The organism is Asticcacaulis solisilvae (genome assembly GCF_017875235.1).
Classification (GTDB): domain Bacteria; phylum Pseudomonadota; class Alphaproteobacteria; order Caulobacterales; family Caulobacteraceae; genus Asticcacaulis; species Asticcacaulis solisilvae_A.
In genome coordinates this window covers 1-14621 of sequence record NZ_JAGGMI010000015.1, presented here as the reverse complement: position 1 = coordinate 14621, position 14621 = coordinate 1, and the positions used below count along the sequence as shown (strand labels likewise).

14 protein-coding genes are annotated in these 14621 nt (G+C 59.8%); 8 read left to right on the top strand and 6 right to left on the bottom strand.

Annotated elements, in window-relative coordinates; translation table 11 throughout:
• The first annotated feature begins 182 nt into the window (after nt 1-182).
• The 3 genes from J2X24_RS19090 to J2X24_RS19080 all read left to right on the top strand — a co-directional run bounded on the left by J2X24_RS19090 (nt 183) and on the right by J2X24_RS19080 (nt 3717).
• The gene (locus J2X24_RS19090; RefSeq protein WP_342591101.1) at nt 183-2084 is read left to right on the top strand and encodes an RHS repeat-associated core domain-containing protein; all 1902 of its coding nucleotides are present in this window, start codon (nt 183-185) and stop codon (nt 2082-2084) included.
• A gap of 5 nt (nt 2085-2089) precedes the next feature.
• The gene (locus tag J2X24_RS19085; protein ID WP_209725086.1) at nt 2090-2533 is read left to right on the top strand and encodes a hypothetical protein; all 444 of its coding nucleotides are present in this window, start codon (nt 2090-2092) and stop codon (nt 2531-2533) included.
• 299 nt (nt 2534-2832) lie between these two features.
• On the top strand, nt 2833-3717 hold the full coding sequence (locus tag J2X24_RS19080) for an RHS repeat-associated core domain-containing protein (protein WP_245344962.1): 885 nt from the start codon (nt 2833-2835) through the stop codon (nt 3715-3717).
• Between the two features lie 566 nt (nt 3718-4283).
• On the opposite strand, the gene J2X24_RS19075 is transcribed toward J2X24_RS19080, so the two are convergent.
• The 3 genes from J2X24_RS19075 to J2X24_RS19065 all read right to left on the bottom strand — a co-directional run bounded on the left by J2X24_RS19075 (nt 4284) and on the right by J2X24_RS19065 (nt 6474).
• Nucleotides 4284-4685: a hypothetical protein gene (locus J2X24_RS19075; protein WP_209725085.1), complete on the bottom strand. Its 402-nt coding sequence runs from the start codon at nt 4683-4685 to the stop codon at nt 4284-4286.
• A gap of 10 nt (nt 4686-4695) precedes the next feature.
• Nucleotides 4696-5400, bottom strand: coding sequence for a hypothetical protein (locus tag J2X24_RS19070; protein WP_209725083.1), 705 nt, complete (start codon nt 5398-5400; stop codon nt 4696-4698).
• A gap of 171 nt (nt 5401-5571) precedes the next feature.
• A complete protein-coding gene (locus J2X24_RS19065; RefSeq protein ID WP_209725081.1) occupies nt 5572-6474 on the bottom strand; it encodes a LysR family transcriptional regulator ArgP in 903 nt (300 codons plus the stop codon).
• A 98-nt stretch (nt 6475-6572) separates the two neighbouring features.
• Here J2X24_RS19065 and J2X24_RS19060 point away from each other — a divergent pair, with 98 nt between their 5' ends.
• The 3 genes from J2X24_RS19060 (at nt 6573) to J2X24_RS19050 (ending at nt 10577) form a co-directional block, all read left to right on the top strand.
• A complete protein-coding gene (locus J2X24_RS19060) occupies nt 6573-7184 on the top strand; it encodes a LysE/ArgO family amino acid transporter (RefSeq protein WP_209725079.1) in 612 nt (203 codons plus the stop codon).
• A 205-nt stretch (nt 7185-7389) separates the two neighbouring features.
• Nucleotides 7390-9033 (top strand): serine hydrolase domain-containing protein, encoded by a 1644-nt coding sequence (locus tag J2X24_RS19055; RefSeq protein ID WP_209725077.1) that lies wholly within the window; start codon nt 7390-7392, stop codon nt 9031-9033.
• A gap of 140 nt (nt 9034-9173) precedes the next feature.
• Nucleotides 9174-10577 (top strand): hypothetical protein, encoded by a 1404-nt coding sequence (locus J2X24_RS19050; RefSeq protein WP_209725075.1) that lies wholly within the window; start codon nt 9174-9176, stop codon nt 10575-10577.
• Here J2X24_RS19050 and J2X24_RS19045 read toward each other — a convergent pair.
• The 3 genes from J2X24_RS19045 to J2X24_RS19035 all read right to left on the bottom strand — a co-directional run bounded on the left by J2X24_RS19045 (nt 10516) and on the right by J2X24_RS19035 (nt 13664).
• Nucleotides 10516-10959, bottom strand: coding sequence for an ASCH domain-containing protein (locus J2X24_RS19045; protein WP_209725073.1), 444 nt, complete (start codon nt 10957-10959; stop codon nt 10516-10518). The genes J2X24_RS19050 and J2X24_RS19045 overlap by 62 nt on opposite strands.
• The gene (locus J2X24_RS19040; RefSeq protein ID WP_209725071.1) at nt 10925-11440 is read right to left on the bottom strand and encodes a GNAT family N-acetyltransferase; all 516 of its coding nucleotides are present in this window, start codon (nt 11438-11440) and stop codon (nt 10925-10927) included. Before J2X24_RS19040 ends, J2X24_RS19045 begins: the two co-directional genes overlap by 35 nt.
• 85 nt (nt 11441-11525) lie before the next feature.
• Nucleotides 11526-13664: a putative bifunctional diguanylate cyclase/phosphodiesterase gene (locus J2X24_RS19035; protein ID WP_209725069.1), complete on the bottom strand. Its 2139-nt coding sequence runs from the start codon at nt 13662-13664 to the stop codon at nt 11526-11528.
• Nucleotides 13665-13859: 195 nt separating this feature from the next.
• Between J2X24_RS19035 and J2X24_RS19030 the strand changes: the two genes are divergently transcribed.
• Both J2X24_RS19030 and J2X24_RS19025 read left to right on the top strand, forming a co-directional pair.
• On the top strand, nt 13860-14027 hold the full coding sequence (locus J2X24_RS19030; protein ID WP_209725067.1) for a hypothetical protein: 168 nt from the start codon (nt 13860-13862) through the stop codon (nt 14025-14027).
• A gap of 203 nt (nt 14028-14230) precedes the next feature.
• Nucleotides 14231-14527, top strand: coding sequence for a hypothetical protein (locus tag J2X24_RS19025; protein ID WP_209725065.1), 297 nt, complete (start codon nt 14231-14233; stop codon nt 14525-14527).
• The last annotated feature ends 94 nt before the right edge of the window (nt 14528-14621 follow it).

Genomic DNA, 14621 nt, shown 5'->3' with positions numbered 1-14621 from the left:
AGACGCAAGCCTGTTCGTAAGGTACGCCGGCACTTTCTTTTTTTATCCGTGCACGGTATGCGCGGAGATGACCTTTATGGCTTGGTCGCCTTTAGGTTATGCTTGAAGGTGCGTGTGTCAACCGCAAAATGTATGATAAATGATAATTAATGGTCATAACTCAGACTTATTCTCATGCCGGTGTGATTGGAGGTGAGCAATTTCTATATCGCGGCACGCGCACCTACTGCACCGGCCGCCTGACCAGCGTGACCGAGCAATCGGGTGGCTCGGCCTTTACCTACGATGCGCAAGGCCGCGTGACGACCGACGCCAAGACCATCCAGGGCGTGAACTATAATGTCGGCTATGCCTATGACGCCAATGGCCAGGTGACCGAAACCACCCTGCCTTCGGGGCGCGTGATTACGTTCGCGCGTGACAATGACGGTCTGATCACCGGCATCACCACCAAACCGACGGCGGGTGGAGCTGCTTCGGCCGTGCTGTCGTCCATGGCCTATGCACCGTTCGGCGGTCTGACCAGCGCCACCTACGGCAACGGCCTGACGCTGACGCGGACCTTCAACACCAATGACTGGCTGACGCGTATCGCCGTCAAGGACGGTTCAGACCCGAAGCTTGACCTTGGCTATACCCATTATGACGATGGCCGCCTGGGTGAGATTGTCGATAATGCCGCCACCGGCCGCACTGTCTATATGTCCTTAAGCAATTCCGGCCGGCTGACCTACGCCAACGGGCCGTGGGGGCAGGAGAGCTATGCCTATGACGCCGCCGGCAACCGCACGGGTTCGTACCTGACGGTCGGCGGCGTGACGACGTCGAACAATGAAATTACCGCCGGCAACAGCAACCGGCTGGTCCAGGTCCAGGACGCCAGCGCGGCGGTCAAGCGCCAACTGACCTACCGCACGGGTGGCGACCTGTATTCCGACGCCATCTCGGGCGGCGCGACCTATACCTACCAGTACAGCGCGCGCAAACGGCTCGTCGGCGTACAGAACAACGGCGCCGATGCCGCCTGGTATGGCTACGACTTCCGCGAACAACGCGTCTGGCGGCGGCTGTTCAACGGCGGCTCGTCGACCGAGATCCACTATATCTTCGACCAGACAGGCCATCTGCTGGCCGAACATAATGGCTATTCGGGCGGGTTGCTGCGGGAATATGTCTGGGCTGACGACATGCCTGTGGCGGTGATCGACAAGACCTCGGGCACGGCGGTGACTTATTTCATCCATAACGGCCACCTCAACGAGCCGCAGATGATGGCCGATGCCGCAAAGGCCAAGGTCTGGGACGCCTATGTCACGCCGTTCGGTTCGGCTAAGGTGTTCACGACGGCCACAGCCAATGTTGATATCCGCCTGCCGGGCCAGTGGTACCAGGCCGAAGCCGCAGGCTCAGGTCTCAACCAGAACCATCACCGAGATTATGACCCTAGCCTGGGGCGATATATGCAGGTCGATCCGATTGGATTGGACGGCGGCCAGAACCCGTACGCCTATGTCGACGGAATGGTGTATGACTGGGTGGATCCGAAAGGCCAAAATGGCCGCCCTTCGTCAACGCCGCGGTCCACTTATCACATTGGCCGGATCACAACGCCCTCAGGATATTATAACGCGCAGCAAATTCAATATTATAACCAACAAGGCCGCAATGCGGATCCAAGCTATCGGGGGTATACCTATGTTGGAAACCCCGACGTTATTGCCGTCCACACCGCGCGACAAATGGCAATGGAATCCGCTGCGCGTGCCGCAATTCGTAATGGCACGTGTTTAACAAAAAACGCTTTCGGAGGCGAAACATATGCAGCAATGTACGGGCGCACGGCCCGCCGAAATTATCCCAATGCATTGGGCTCACAATACCAATACAATCAGCCCCTCTTAAATGGACTTAGGCCAGATGCGATCAATTGGTTCAATCGTATCGTACGGGAACCTAAACCAGATACGCCCTCGGGTCGACGCGCGGGGCAAAGCCAAGTAAATAAATATGTGCGTCAATTAGAATCGCAGACGGGAGAAAAATGGACTGGGCACGTCGACTTTTATTCTCCTCCAAAAAAGTAATCCTAATGACACTAAACGACCTAAAAGAAGAATTGTTTACAAGCGGCTTTGTTAAAAGTGGTAGAAAATATGTTTTAAATGGAAATGATTACAATGTAATTTTATATATGGATGTGGTCCCATCATTATCAATTCATCGAATAATGATTGAAATAGTAAGAACTAATTATCATGATGAATCGGAAACTATGGCACAAATTGCGTTGGAAAGTATGTTTTCTGATGAAAGATTTTATATAGATGACTCTTTATTAATTAAGGAAAAAAGCGGAGAATTATCGAAATTATTTAGGATAAAATTTCACAAAAAATACATTCCAATAATAATAAAGCTTTCAACTAAAAGTGGAATATTAGAAATATATGACGAATACTTGTGCGGAAAGGGATTAATTACCAGAGACCTTAAAGAAGATTTGTCCAAATTCAAAAAATCTTGTATAAATTGAATAATTTTGCCTCAATCTCATCAAAAGGTCATTCAGGCCGGCGACTTGATTGTCGCCGGAGGTAGCTGGATCCAATTTACATCTATTGCGCCCGCAAACGGCTCGTCGGCGTACAGAACAACGGCGCCGATGCCGCCTGGTATGGCTACGACTTCCGCGAACAGCGCGTCTGGCGCAGGCTGTTCAGCGGCGGCTCATCGTCAGAGATTCACTACATCTTCGACAAGGACGGCCACCTGCTGGCCGAACACAACGGCTATTCCGGCGCGACTTTACGCGAATATGTCTGGGCCGACGACATGCCGGTAGCGGTGATCGATAAAACCTCTGGCACGGCGGTCACCTACTTTATCCATACCGGTCATCTCAACGAACCGCAGATGATGACCGATACCGCCAAGGCCAAGGTCTGGGACGCCTATGTCACGCCGTTTGGTTCTGCAAAGGTGTTCACGACGGCCATGGCCAATGTCGATATCCGCCTGCCTGGCCAGTGGTTTCAGGCGGAAGCGGCAGGCTCAGGCCTAAACCAGAACCATCACCGGGATTATGACCCTAGCCTGGGGCGATATATCCAGGTCGATCCGATTGGATTGGACGGCGGCCAGAACCCGTACGCCTATGTCGATGGGGAGCCATATAACTTTGTCGATCCGTTTGGGCTAACAACGGTCGAGATGCAAGTAACGACGTATAGAATACAGACGGGCCTTGGCAGCGTGACTGTTAAGGGAGTGACCGCTGAGATGACTAATACGACTCCTACCACAAAGACTACCGTCTTGACGAAGGGGCCTAAGGGTATATCTGCCCAAACAATTGAAGGAGACGCGGCGAGAGATAAATTTGCGCAGAACAAACTTGAAGAGCTTACACGCAGCTTTGCATTTAAGAATGGCGTGATGGTAAAAAAGGACGCGTGGTGCGACACCCAACTTTTGTTCACGCCTCCCAACAAAGCCAAATTCGGAAATCGAATTGATGGAGGCCTTTTTACCGTGAAAGGATTGCTGCCGGGTAAGGGGCCGGGGGCAGGTAAGCCAGCGTGGTACGACCCAGTTTCTAAGTACTGGTATCAAAAAAGCTTAGACAAGGTACCGCACGGTGGATCATTTAAGCTGACCAATTCGAAAGGCGAGAGAGTCGCGACTATGAACGAAGACGGCGTGCTCTTACGATACTGAGATGAGAGAAAATTTTCCAGAGCACGATCAATCGTTTAACGCCCAAAGGCGATATTCTGCGCCGCTTTATGTCTCATATTTTGATCATTTTCTGTCAGGAAGTGAAATTTTGAACTTACGATGGTTCTCTCATAGGGAGGCGACTTTGAATGGGCATCTCGCAGAATTTCGCAGGATGGCGATTTCGTTCGCCCGATTGTATCGAGAGTTAAGTACAAATGGCGCATTCATTAAGAAAGGGCGCTTGAATTACCTCGAAATAAATGCGAACCAGGTTTTTACGATGGTGTACAATGGAATTTTAAAACATGACTCCTCCAGTTGGGACATATTCATTCCCGAATGGGGCATTAGAATTATATCCGGATGGGATTTCACCGATGAAGTACAACTTCGACAAGATCTGAATCTTTCCAAATTAGATCGGCACGTGAAAAAAAACCACTTATACTTGCTGCGTTGAAGTGTCGCCAGCGGCTCATCGTCGGATTTTTTTATCTTCGGCCAATGCCAAGGGTGGATTGAAGGCGCCGCTCGAATTGCAATAGAAAGTAAAAAAGGCGGCACTATCGCTTCTTCTCCACCAGCACCAACCCGTTACTGGTCACCGAAAAATAGAACTGCTTGTTGACCCGGTAATGCTCCCCGGCCACCAGTTGCCGGGCGGGTGTCTTGACCGTCCAGCCGACCGGCGCCGCGCCATAGGCGATCTTGTCCAGCCGATAGCTGGAGCCCCAGCCGCCGGGGCCTTCGATCCGCCACATGACCTCGATCTCGCGCCCGTCTTCGTCGATGCGGTCGACCTGAAGCACACGTAAGCTGCCGCCCGGATCGGCGCAGTTGGGCTTTTCCGATACACAAAATACCGGCTGGCCGCCGGCCTTGCCGCCGAAGCTGACAAAGGTTTCCGACCCGCCGCAGCCTGAAAGCGTCAGGCACAGCCCCATGACGACCGCTATCCGCACCATATTTTTCCCCTCAGCGTTCAGCCGGTGAAATGCCGGTAAAATCCGGCACGATATCGATCATCGCCACCTGTCCCTGCGTCACCACATAGGGGCCGCATTGCATCGCCGCCTGGACGATCTGGTTGGCACCGCGCAGTTGCGTTTCTGTCAGCCGCGTGACATCGACCTCCAGCCGGGGGGCGGCGGTGAGATGGCCGCCGCCGTCGACGCTGAGGCGCAAACTTGCGGTCTTCAGACTGGGCCGGGCATCGGGCGGCAGGCAGCGGGCGATCTGTTCCAGCAGCGCATGCTGGCCGTTCGGGGTTCCCGGCGCCGCGCCACCGCTCAACGTCGTCTGCGCCGGCAGGCCCGGGTCGCCGGGCGTGGCAATATTATCCGGGGAGGGTGTCTGCGCGGCGGTGTCAGCCGGATCCGAAGCGTCCAGCGCAACCGCTTCGACGGGTTGCGGCGGTGCGGGTTTGGTCAAACGGGTTTGCGCCGCGTGCCGGCTGACCAGTTCGGCGAAGACGGGGTCGAAGCCGGCGCCTTGTCCTTCGGTACCATCGTAGCGGCCCAGATTGCCGTGAATGCCGGTGTGCGGTTGCCACACCAGAAACAGGATAAGGACGGCGTGGACGGCGACCGAACCACATGCCGCCAGCACGCGCCTGCGGGCCGCCGGGCGCATGAGGGCGTCCGAAGTCAGGGCAATACGGCGAATTTCAGCTGTCGGCATGGAGCAACTCTGCGTTGTTAGGACCATACCATAGCCCCGGACAGCGACAGCAAGAATCCGCGTGCCGGACAGAAATTTGCCAGGCGTCGAACGCTTTACTCACCCTGTCCGCCCGGCAGGGTCGGTTCACGTACCGGCGCGCCGTGGAGCAAAGGCCTGGGCGCGTGGAGGTCACGGCATGATAAGATATGCGCCAGCCGCTGCCCGTACGTGGCGGGTCAGCGCGCTCAGGCGCGGGGCGGCCAGCCGGTTGATCTGCCAGTAGAGCGCCATGTCCACGCCGTGGCCGGGCACCAGTTCGACCAGCCGCCCCGCCGCCAGGTGGTCCGCGATCATCGCCACGGGATGCAGGCCCCAGCCCACCCCGGCCACGCAGGCGTCGATGAAGCTGTGCGTTGATGCCATCCAGTGGGTCGGGAAGCTGACGGCATGGCCCAGCGCGCCGCGCGCCCAGTCGGACTGCATGCTGTCCTTCTGGTTGAAGGTCAGGGCGGGGGCGCGGCTGAGCGCCTCAGGCGTCACGCCATCGGGAAAATGGCGCGCCATATAGGCCGGGCTGGCGGTCGTGGCGTAGCGAAGCGTGCCCAGCGGGATCACCTGGCAGCCGCGCACCGGCCTGGCGTATGTGGTGACGGCAGCCAGGACGCGGCCGTTCTCCAGCCAGTCCTTCGTATGGTCCTGGTCTTCGATGGCGATGTTGAGCAGGATGTCCGAGGTTTCGGTAAAGGCCGCCATGGCGGGGACAAACCAGGTCGCCAGGCTGTCGGAATTGACCGCGACACTGAGCGTTACGCGGGCCTGGGGCGCGTCATCCATGCCGAGGCCGGGCAGTTGCCGGACCAGTTCCTGCTCCAGCATGCCGACGTGCTCCATGTGCCGGCACAGCCATTCGCCCTGTTCGGTGGCGGCGCACGGATTGCCGCGCGCGATCAGCACCACGCCGAGACGCTCTTCGAGGTGTTTGATGCGCTGAGAGACGGCCGAGGGCGTGACGTGCAACGCCTGGGCGGCTTTTTCGAAGCTGCCGGTCTGGGCGACCATGGCGACGGCGCGGGCGGCGGGATAGTCGAGCATGGGTTAAGTTTGGCTAAGCTGAAGTGAGGAAACTTAAATAGTCTAATTTGATGCAGGGCGCTACACCTTCGAAGCCGTTTTATCTGGTGGAGACCGTCTTGGACCTTTCCGTCTTTCTTGCCGGCCTGACGCTGGATCTGAGCCTGATCGTCTGCATCGGCGCGCAGAACGCCTTCGTCCTGCGCCAGGGCCTGCGCAACGAACACGTGTTCGCCGTCTGCCTGGTCTGCGCGCTGTCGGACGCGGTGCTGATCCCGTTCGGCGTGTTGGGCTTCGGCCGGCTGCTCCTGCTGGCGCCCTGGCTCGATCCGGTGATGCGCTATGGCGGCGCGGCCTTTCTCATCGGCTACGGCGCCCGCAGCCTGTGGTCGGCGTGGCGCGCGACGGGCGGGCTGGTCACGGACGCCACGGCCGGGAAGGCCGGGCTGGGCCCGACGCTGATGGCGTGCCTGGCCTTCACCTGGCTGAATCCGCAGGTCTATCTCGATGTGGTCGGACTGTTGGGCGCCTTGTCGACGCAGTTCGAAGGCCACAAGGCCGAGTTCATCGTCGGCGCCATTACCGGCTCCGTCCTGTTCTTCTTCGCGCTCGGCTATGGCGCCGTATGGCTCAGGCCCGTCCTGGCGACGCCTCGGGCCTGGCGGATCCTGGAAGCGGTCATCGGCGTGGTGATGTGGCTGATCGGCGCGAAACTTCTGTGCAATTTCTGACCCGTGAAAGGCAACACGACATGTTTGTTATCAGAGCGCTTCGTTATGTCTGGGCGGCCATCATGGTGGCGTCCTCTGTCCACGTCCGCCGGGCCTATTCCCGTCCATGGGATTAGGTTAGTCCGGCGACCGGCTTCATAACGCCGTTTGAATGTTTTTCAGCGGCTGTTAAAAGAGAAGCCGCCTGGACATGAGGGGTTATGACATGGCGAAGATCGGTCTTTCGGTATTTTGCCTGCGCTGCCTGGTATTGCTGGCGGCATGCCTGCTGCCCGCCACGACCGCGGTGGCGCAGACTCGTGACAAGGCGTTGACGCAAAGGCTTCACCGCATAGCCGGGCAACTGGCCTTGCCCGGCTTCAGCGTCGCCATCGTGCGAGACGGAAAGATTGTCTACCGCCACAGCGAAGGCGTGACAGATCTGAACGCCAGGACGCCCGTGGCGCGCGATTCTCTGTTCGGCATCGCTTCGGTGACCAAGTCGATGACCGGCATCATCATGGAGCAGCTTGAGCGCGAGGGCCAGATCCGGCTGGACGACCCGCTGCTGGCCTATCCGCTCGACGCCGGCTGGCACCCGCCGGAAGGGATCGGCGATCCCAACATCACGCTCGGCGACGTGCTCAGCATGAGCGCCGGCGATCGGCCGGGCGAAACCTATGTCTACAACGGCGCGCGGTTCAATCTCCTGTCCGGCGTGTTCGACAGGGTCAGCCAGACGGCCTCGCCGCAAAGTTATGTGACGCAGAACCGGCAGCGTATCCTGCGGCCGCTGGGCATGGACGATACGATGGCGGGCTATCAGAAGGACAGTCCCCTGGCGGCCAGGGCGGTCAAGCGCTATGAGGCCCAGCCGTCGGCCCATGGCTGGGACTATGTCGAACGGCCTTATGACTGGGACGCGGCCTATCCCGCCTCGGGACTGATTTCGACGATCGACGACCTGGCGAAGTACGCCGCCGCCCTCGACGGGAACGCGCTGGTCGGCCAGTCGGCCTATGACCGGCTGACCGCGCCGAGGCATGGCCATCCCTATGGATACGGCTGGTTCACGCAGGTAAGCCACGGCGGGCTGCGGCTGCACTGGGTGTTCGGCTATGGGCAGGCCGAATCCGCCCTGTTCCTGCGCGTGCCGGACAAGAAGCTCACCTTCATCTTCCTGTCGAACGCCGACACGCCGTCGGCGCTGGCGCAACTGGACTATGCGGACGCGCTGCGCCAGCCCTTCGGGCTTGCCTTCCTGGACACCTGGGTCATGGGCGGCAAGACGATCGATTTCGATCGGCCGGTCGCGGACGTCGCGAAGACATTGGGTGAGACGCCGCCGCCCATGGTGGTCGAGGCGCTGCTGAACGAAGCGCTGATGCAGGCCTATCGCGCCCGCATGACGGGCGAGGGCGCGGAGCGTGCCGTGCAACTGACGGAGCTTTTGCAGCGGGTCGCCCCCGATCGCTTCGGCGCGCCGGATGTTTACATGCTGCGCCTGCTGTCCGACGTGTCTTCGCCTGGCCTGGAGGCGCCGGCCCGGCGCCTGGTCGCCGCGTTCGACACCGACAAGGACCGCCGTCCGGTCGTAACCTTCTGGAGCGGTAATGTCCTCGAAAAGCTCGGGGACAGGGAAGGGGCAATGGCGTCTTACCGCAAGCTGTGCGATTACGCCGGCTTCGACGACGAGCCCATGAAGGCGCAGGCCTGCGAGCAACTGGGCCGACACGAACTGGCGACGGGCAAGGTCGCTGACGGCCGCAGGCATTTGTGGCATTCGGCGATCATGTCGCGCCACGCCAATGGCTGGCGGGACTATGACCGCAAGCTCAAGCTGCTCGCGGACACAAAAGGCCTCGATTAGGGTCAGATTGGCGGGCATTCAGGGCCAGGGACGAAGTTGTGCCGGCGGCGGGCACAATTCCCGGTTTGTCTCCAATCCGGCTATTTGATACGATTTACTTGACGAGGATTCGCGCTCACCGATGGCTCATGGGGGGTATATTGCAAGAACTGGGCAAGAAAATCGGCGATTTTATCAGGATTTGGCTTGTCCGGATTTTTAACGGCTGGGCCTTGTTTTTGTCTTTCTGCGTATTTCTGCCGATCGGATTTTATATTGGTTATGAAGTCAAGCAACCGTCATTGGTCACGGCATCTACCCGTCAATTATTGATGGATGTCGACAATATTGAAAAGTTGCTCGTGGATGCGCAGGCCAAGGGCGCCAGCGGAGCCACGGATGCCTCCGAGAAGCTCCGAAGCCTCAAGGCCGACCTCGTCGCCATCCGGACGGCGGCCGACAATCTGCCGAAGGCGAGCCGTGACGATATCCGTTCCAAGGTCGACGCATCGTTGAAAGACGCCGAAGCAGCGGATACCGCCTATTATATAACGGCCCGGAATTTCGATCAGTCGCTCGCGGCCTACCTTGGCGATCTCCGCAAGCAGCGGCAGCGCATTTTCAACGGCGCCGAGGCATCCAAGGATGTCCCTTCGGTGCTTTACGATCAGCTTCGCCGCTTCCTGAAATGGACGGGCGCCGTCAGCTTTTTTTGTTTTTTCATGCTCTGCGTACTGTTGATCCTGTGGCTTTCAAGTCCGTCCTTCCGCAATACTGTGGCGCGTAGCGGTTCGTTATCCGCGTTCGGAGTGACGATAAATTTCAACGACCTGCAGTCTGTCCGGGCCAGCATCACGGCACGGGAACGCGCCCTGGGCAGCGACATTGTCGAAACCTACACGAATACGCTGAAGCGCTCCAAACTGAACGCGCAATTCCAGAATGTCATGCAGGAGATTGTCGGGGCGTTTCGCAACGCTGGCGTCAACCTGTCCGCCATCCCTTACCGCGCGACGCTTTTCGTCCCGGGCTTTGTCGGCCAGGAACTGATCCAGGCGACCCGGTACAGCGGTAACTGGCGCCTGGGTGACGAAAAGGTCATCGGCCGCCGCTTCTCCGTTCGCTTCGGCATTATCGGAAAAGCCTGGCGTCTCCAGGGCAGTCAGTATTTTCCCAAGGTCGAGAACGGCGAAAAGGCGCTGCTGCGCGAATGGGGCTTCACGCAGGAAGAGATTATGCCGCACGCGGCGATTGCCAACCCCGTCGCGGGCTGCCTGATGGCCTTCAGTATCAACGATATCGGTAATGCCCCGCCGCTCGGTGTTATCTACCTTGAGGCGGAGGGCTCGGACAAGCTGCATCCGGCCAATCCACCGCAGGGCCCCCTGTCGGCCATGAACCTGGTCGGCGACGGCAGCGGAATGACCACGGCGGACAGGTTTGCCGATGACGAGATATGGAAAAAGCTTAGCCCGTCCGCCCTGCAGAAGCTCAAGGACCAACTCATTCGTCTTCAGACTCAGCTACGCTGGAACGACAAGATTCAGGATGGAGTAGGGCGGTGATTTCCGGCCGCGCGGAGTCGACGTAGCAGAAGGATTGCGGGGCGAGCCGCAGGCCGGTCAACGGCATCAGGGGCTGGGGGCGCACGAACCGGACCGGTGGCCCCAGCATCAGAGCGACCGGTTCGTGCGCGCCTTCGAGATAGCGGTCGTAATAGTCCCGGTAAGGGTCGTCTTCGAAGGCCAGGTTCGCTGCCTGTCCGGTGGGAACGGCGATCACGCCGTCGATGCGAACCATGCCCGTGACCATGCCTGTGGGCTTGGTTTCATAAATCAACGCCAGGCCGGGAATGCCTCGTCTGGGCGGACGCCGTCGAAACTCCTGCCTCTTGCGGCCGGAGTAGATGGCGTCAGCGAACCGTGTCTGCAGGGACAGCAAAATCATTGGAGGGCTGGGTCTGGCGCGACCACCGGAAGACAGTGTCAAGGCGGCGCGCGCCGTAACGCACACACGCGCCGCGATCCACTGTGAAATGGTTGCGGACAAAAAAAGACTGGGTGGCGAGGTCAGTCTCATCGATGGTCACATGGACCTGTTCGACGTCACGGCGGCACCATTCGTCCTGCAGATGCCTGAGCAGACACCGGCCGTAGCCTATGCCGCGCCGGTCGGAAGCCACCACGAAGGTCGACAGCTTGCGCGTCCGAACCTGTTTCAGGCTCTCGATCGCCAGCGCAAAAATCTTTGCATCGTCGACGAGCAGCCAGAGATTTGTGGAGTCGCTATGCGTGCTGGCCAGTTTCTTTTCCAACCATGACCATCCGCCAGGATACTTCGCGCCGAAGTCAGGCAGAAGATGCGCGACATCGCCGACCGATACCACGGCCTGAGGACCAACGATAAAATGTCCGGCAGTCTCAGCCACGAATCCAACAACCTCACATTCGAAGCCAGAGATAACACTCCAGGCCGCAAAAAAGAAGGGTAGGGTGGCGGAAAAGCAAGCGGCCTTACCCGCTGCGTACGCGGTGGCTCCTGGCGGTGTAGGGGCCCTTGAAGATGATCGGGTTGCGCACCTCAAGGCCCGCGCCGAACAGGCCATGCACCTTATCCGCCGTCATCGGGCGGCCCAGCAAAAATCCCTGCGCCTGGTCGCAGCCCTCGCGCGCCAGGCAAGCCAGCTCTGCCTCGGTCTCCACGCCCTCGGCGGTGACCACGGCGCTGAAGCTCTTGCCGAGGCCGATGACCGCGCGGACGATGGCCAGGTTTTCCGGCGTGGTCGTCATGTCGGTGATGAACGACCGGTCGATCTTCAGCTTGTCGAACGGGAAACGGCGCAGATAGGCCAGGCTGGAATAGCCGGTGCCGAAGTCGTCCAGGGCGATGCGGATGCCCAACGACTTCATCTGGCCCAGCAGGCGCAGGTTTTCGGCGCTGTCGTTGAGGAAGATCGACTCGGTGATTTCCAGCTCGAGCCGCGACGGCGCCAGGTGCGAGACGTCGAGCGCGTGGATGACGTCCGACACCAGCGAAAAACCGGTGAACTGGCGCGGCGACAGGTTGACCGCCACGCGCAGGTCGCCCGGCCAAGACGCCGCCTCGGTGCACGCCTGTTGCAGAACCCAGCGGCCGATCGGCTCGATCAGGCCCGAGCTTTCGGCGACCGGAATGAACTCCGCCGGCGAGATCAGGCCGCGGTCGGGATGGCGCCAGCGCAGCAGGGCTTCGAAACAGACGATGCGGCCCGACTTGGTGCATACGATCGGCTGGTATTCGAGGTGCAGCTGGTGCTTTTCGAGCGCCACGCTCAGTTCATCCCGCAGGATGCGTTGGCGGTCGGCGCTTTCCTCCATGGCCAGCTCGAACCAGGCATAGTCACCCTTGCCGGTGGCCTTGGCGGCATACAGCGCCAGGTCGGCGCGCTTCATCAGGGCGTCGGCATTGGCGCCGTGGGTGGATTTGCGCGCCAGGCCGACGCTGCAGCCGATCGAGACGATGTCGCCGTCGACATTGAATGGCTCGGACAGGGTATGGATCAACTGCGTCGCCAGGCGCGCGGCGCTGGTGTCGGACACGTCGCCGCGATGGATGACGCCGAATTCGTCGCCGCCCAGGCGCGCGATGATGTCGTCGGGCCCGGCGTGCCGGCGCATCCGGTCGGCCGCCTGGCGCAGCAGGTCGTCGCCGGCGTGGTGGCCGAAGCTGTCATTGACGGCCTTGAAGCGGTCGAGGTCGAGCAGAAGCAGGACGAAGTCCTCCCCGCCCTCTGAAACATCACCGTCCATTCCGGCCTCGAGAATGTCCTGGAACTTGAGGCGGTTGGGCAGGTCGGTCAGGACGTCGTGAAGCGCCAGGTGGCGGCTGCGTTCCTCGGTCTTCAGCTTCTCGGTAACGTCCTCGGAGATGCCCAGCAGGTAGCGCGGTTTACCGTCGACGTCGGGCACGCCGATCTTCTGGGTGCGCAGGGACCGCGGGCCGGTGGGGGTTTCCAGCGGCTCGTTCTCGATGCACACCAGCTTGCCCGAGGCGACGACGGCCTGGTCTGCGGTGCGGAAGCGCCGGGCGTCGTCTTCGCTGAACAGGTCGAAATCGGTCTTGCCGACCAGGTCGTGGCGGCTGATGCCCAAAAGGTCTTCGCCGGCCTTGTTGAGCAGGACGAAGCGGCCGTCGCGGGCGTCCTTGACGAAGACCATGGACGGGATGCTTTCAACGACGGCATCGAGGAAGATCTGGGTCGATTTCAACTCGACCGAGGCGCGTTCGCGTTCAGTGACGTCGATCGTCCAGACAACGCCGCAGTCGCGGTCTCCATAGCGGATGCGCTGGGCGAAGATCAGGACCTGGATGCGTTTGCCGTTGGACTTGACGTGGGTGAAGCACTTGTCCGGAGCGATGAAGGTCTTGAGCGCGCGGGCGTTGCGGCGGGTGGCGGCCCAATCCTCGGTCGGGTGGACCTGCAGGATGCTCTTGCCGGTCAGTTCGCCGTGGGCATAGCCATAGAGCGCGCTGGCGGCGGGATTGGCGGCGACGAAGTCGAGGCTGCGGATGTCGAAGATCCACATCGGCACCGGATTCTGTTCGAACAGCACATCGAACGGGCTGTCGAAACGGGTCTTGTCCTGGCTGGGTTTTGCCTTGTTTTTGTTCACTTTACGCTTCCCCGCACTCGGAGCGGCCATGACGCGGCCACCATTTGATTACAGGCAGGATAGCACCGTTCGATTGCCAATCGCTTAATTGGGGTAATTGTGTGGCGGGGAGGAACGCGGCCCTTGCGTCGGTGTCGGCGGCGGATAATTGAACCTTAACGCCTCTGTGTGCATATTCGCGAAAAAGAGGAAATGATGTTCACGAAGCGATCCGAAAATGTCACCGCGATCATCCAGCAGATCGCCCAGGGCCACGTCTCGCCCGAGCAGGGCAACCTGCTGCTCCATTCGCTGGTCGCCGATGCCGAAATGTCAGCGCGCAACAAGATGCATCACCTGCGCATGACGGGCCGCCGGGCCTGAGGTTTGGCGGGCCGCAAAAGACTCCCTCGAATGCCCCGCTATAGGCCGCCGGCGATGAACGGCGGCTGAATGCAGTCAAAGGGGGAAATTGAGCGCCTCCCGGCCCCGCAAAGCGATTTCAGCCCGTCCTCACGATGTGCTCATGTCTTTCAGGCCGCGCCGGGCCATGACGGGACTCCATCCGTAGCAGAGGAGATCACGGGATGACGGCGAATACGAACACGGCGAGCATGACTATGGCGGACAGGGCGTGGCAGACGCTCAGGATACTGGGCTGGCTGGGGGTGGCCGCGATACTGATCGCGCCCGCCGTGGCGATGCAATTCACGTCCGAGGTCCAGTGGACCCAGTCGGACTTCATCTTCGCCGGCATCGTGCTGATCGGAGGCGGGGCGATCGTCGAGCTGTTCGCCCTGGGCGTGCGCAATCCGCTGTGGCGGATCGGCTTCGGCGTCTGCGTGGTCACCGTCGCCGCCGTCATCTGGGGGATGTCGATTTAGAGCGATATGCCAAAAAGTGTGCAGCGGTTTTTGGCTGAATATCGCGACAAAACAAAAACCTGGAGCGATATGCCAAAAAGTGTGCAGCGGTTTT

Excerpts from the sequence above, each read along its gene's own strand:
- J2X24_RS19080 (WP_245344962.1), top strand. The coding sequence starts at position 2,833 with ATGCCGGTAGCGGTGATCGATAAAACCTCTGGCACGGCGGTCACCTAC.
- J2X24_RS19045 (WP_209725073.1), bottom strand. The coding sequence starts at position 10,959 with ATGATTTTGCTGTCCCTGCAGACACGGTTCGCTGACGCCATCTACTCC.
- J2X24_RS19075 (WP_209725085.1), bottom strand. The coding sequence starts at position 4,685 with ATGGTGCGGATAGCGGTCGTCATGGGGCTGTGCCTGACGCTTTCAGGC.
- J2X24_RS19055 (WP_209725077.1), top strand. The coding sequence starts at position 7,390 with ATGGCGAAGATCGGTCTTTCGGTATTTTGCCTGCGCTGCCTGGTATTG.
- J2X24_RS19070 (WP_209725083.1), bottom strand. The coding sequence starts at position 5,400 with ATGCCGACAGCTGAAATTCGCCGTATTGCCCTGACTTCGGACGCCCTC.
- J2X24_RS19065 (WP_209725081.1), bottom strand. The coding sequence starts at position 6,474 with ATGCTCGACTATCCCGCCGCCCGCGCCGTCGCCATGGTCGCCCAGACC.
- J2X24_RS19025 (WP_209725065.1), top strand. The coding sequence starts at position 14,231 with ATGACGGCGAATACGAACACGGCGAGCATGACTATGGCGGACAGGGCG.
- J2X24_RS19030 (WP_209725067.1), top strand. The coding sequence starts at position 13,860 with ATGTTCACGAAGCGATCCGAAAATGTCACCGCGATCATCCAGCAGATC.
- J2X24_RS19085 (WP_209725086.1), top strand. The coding sequence starts at position 2,090 with ATGACACTAAACGACCTAAAAGAAGAATTGTTTACAAGCGGCTTTGTT.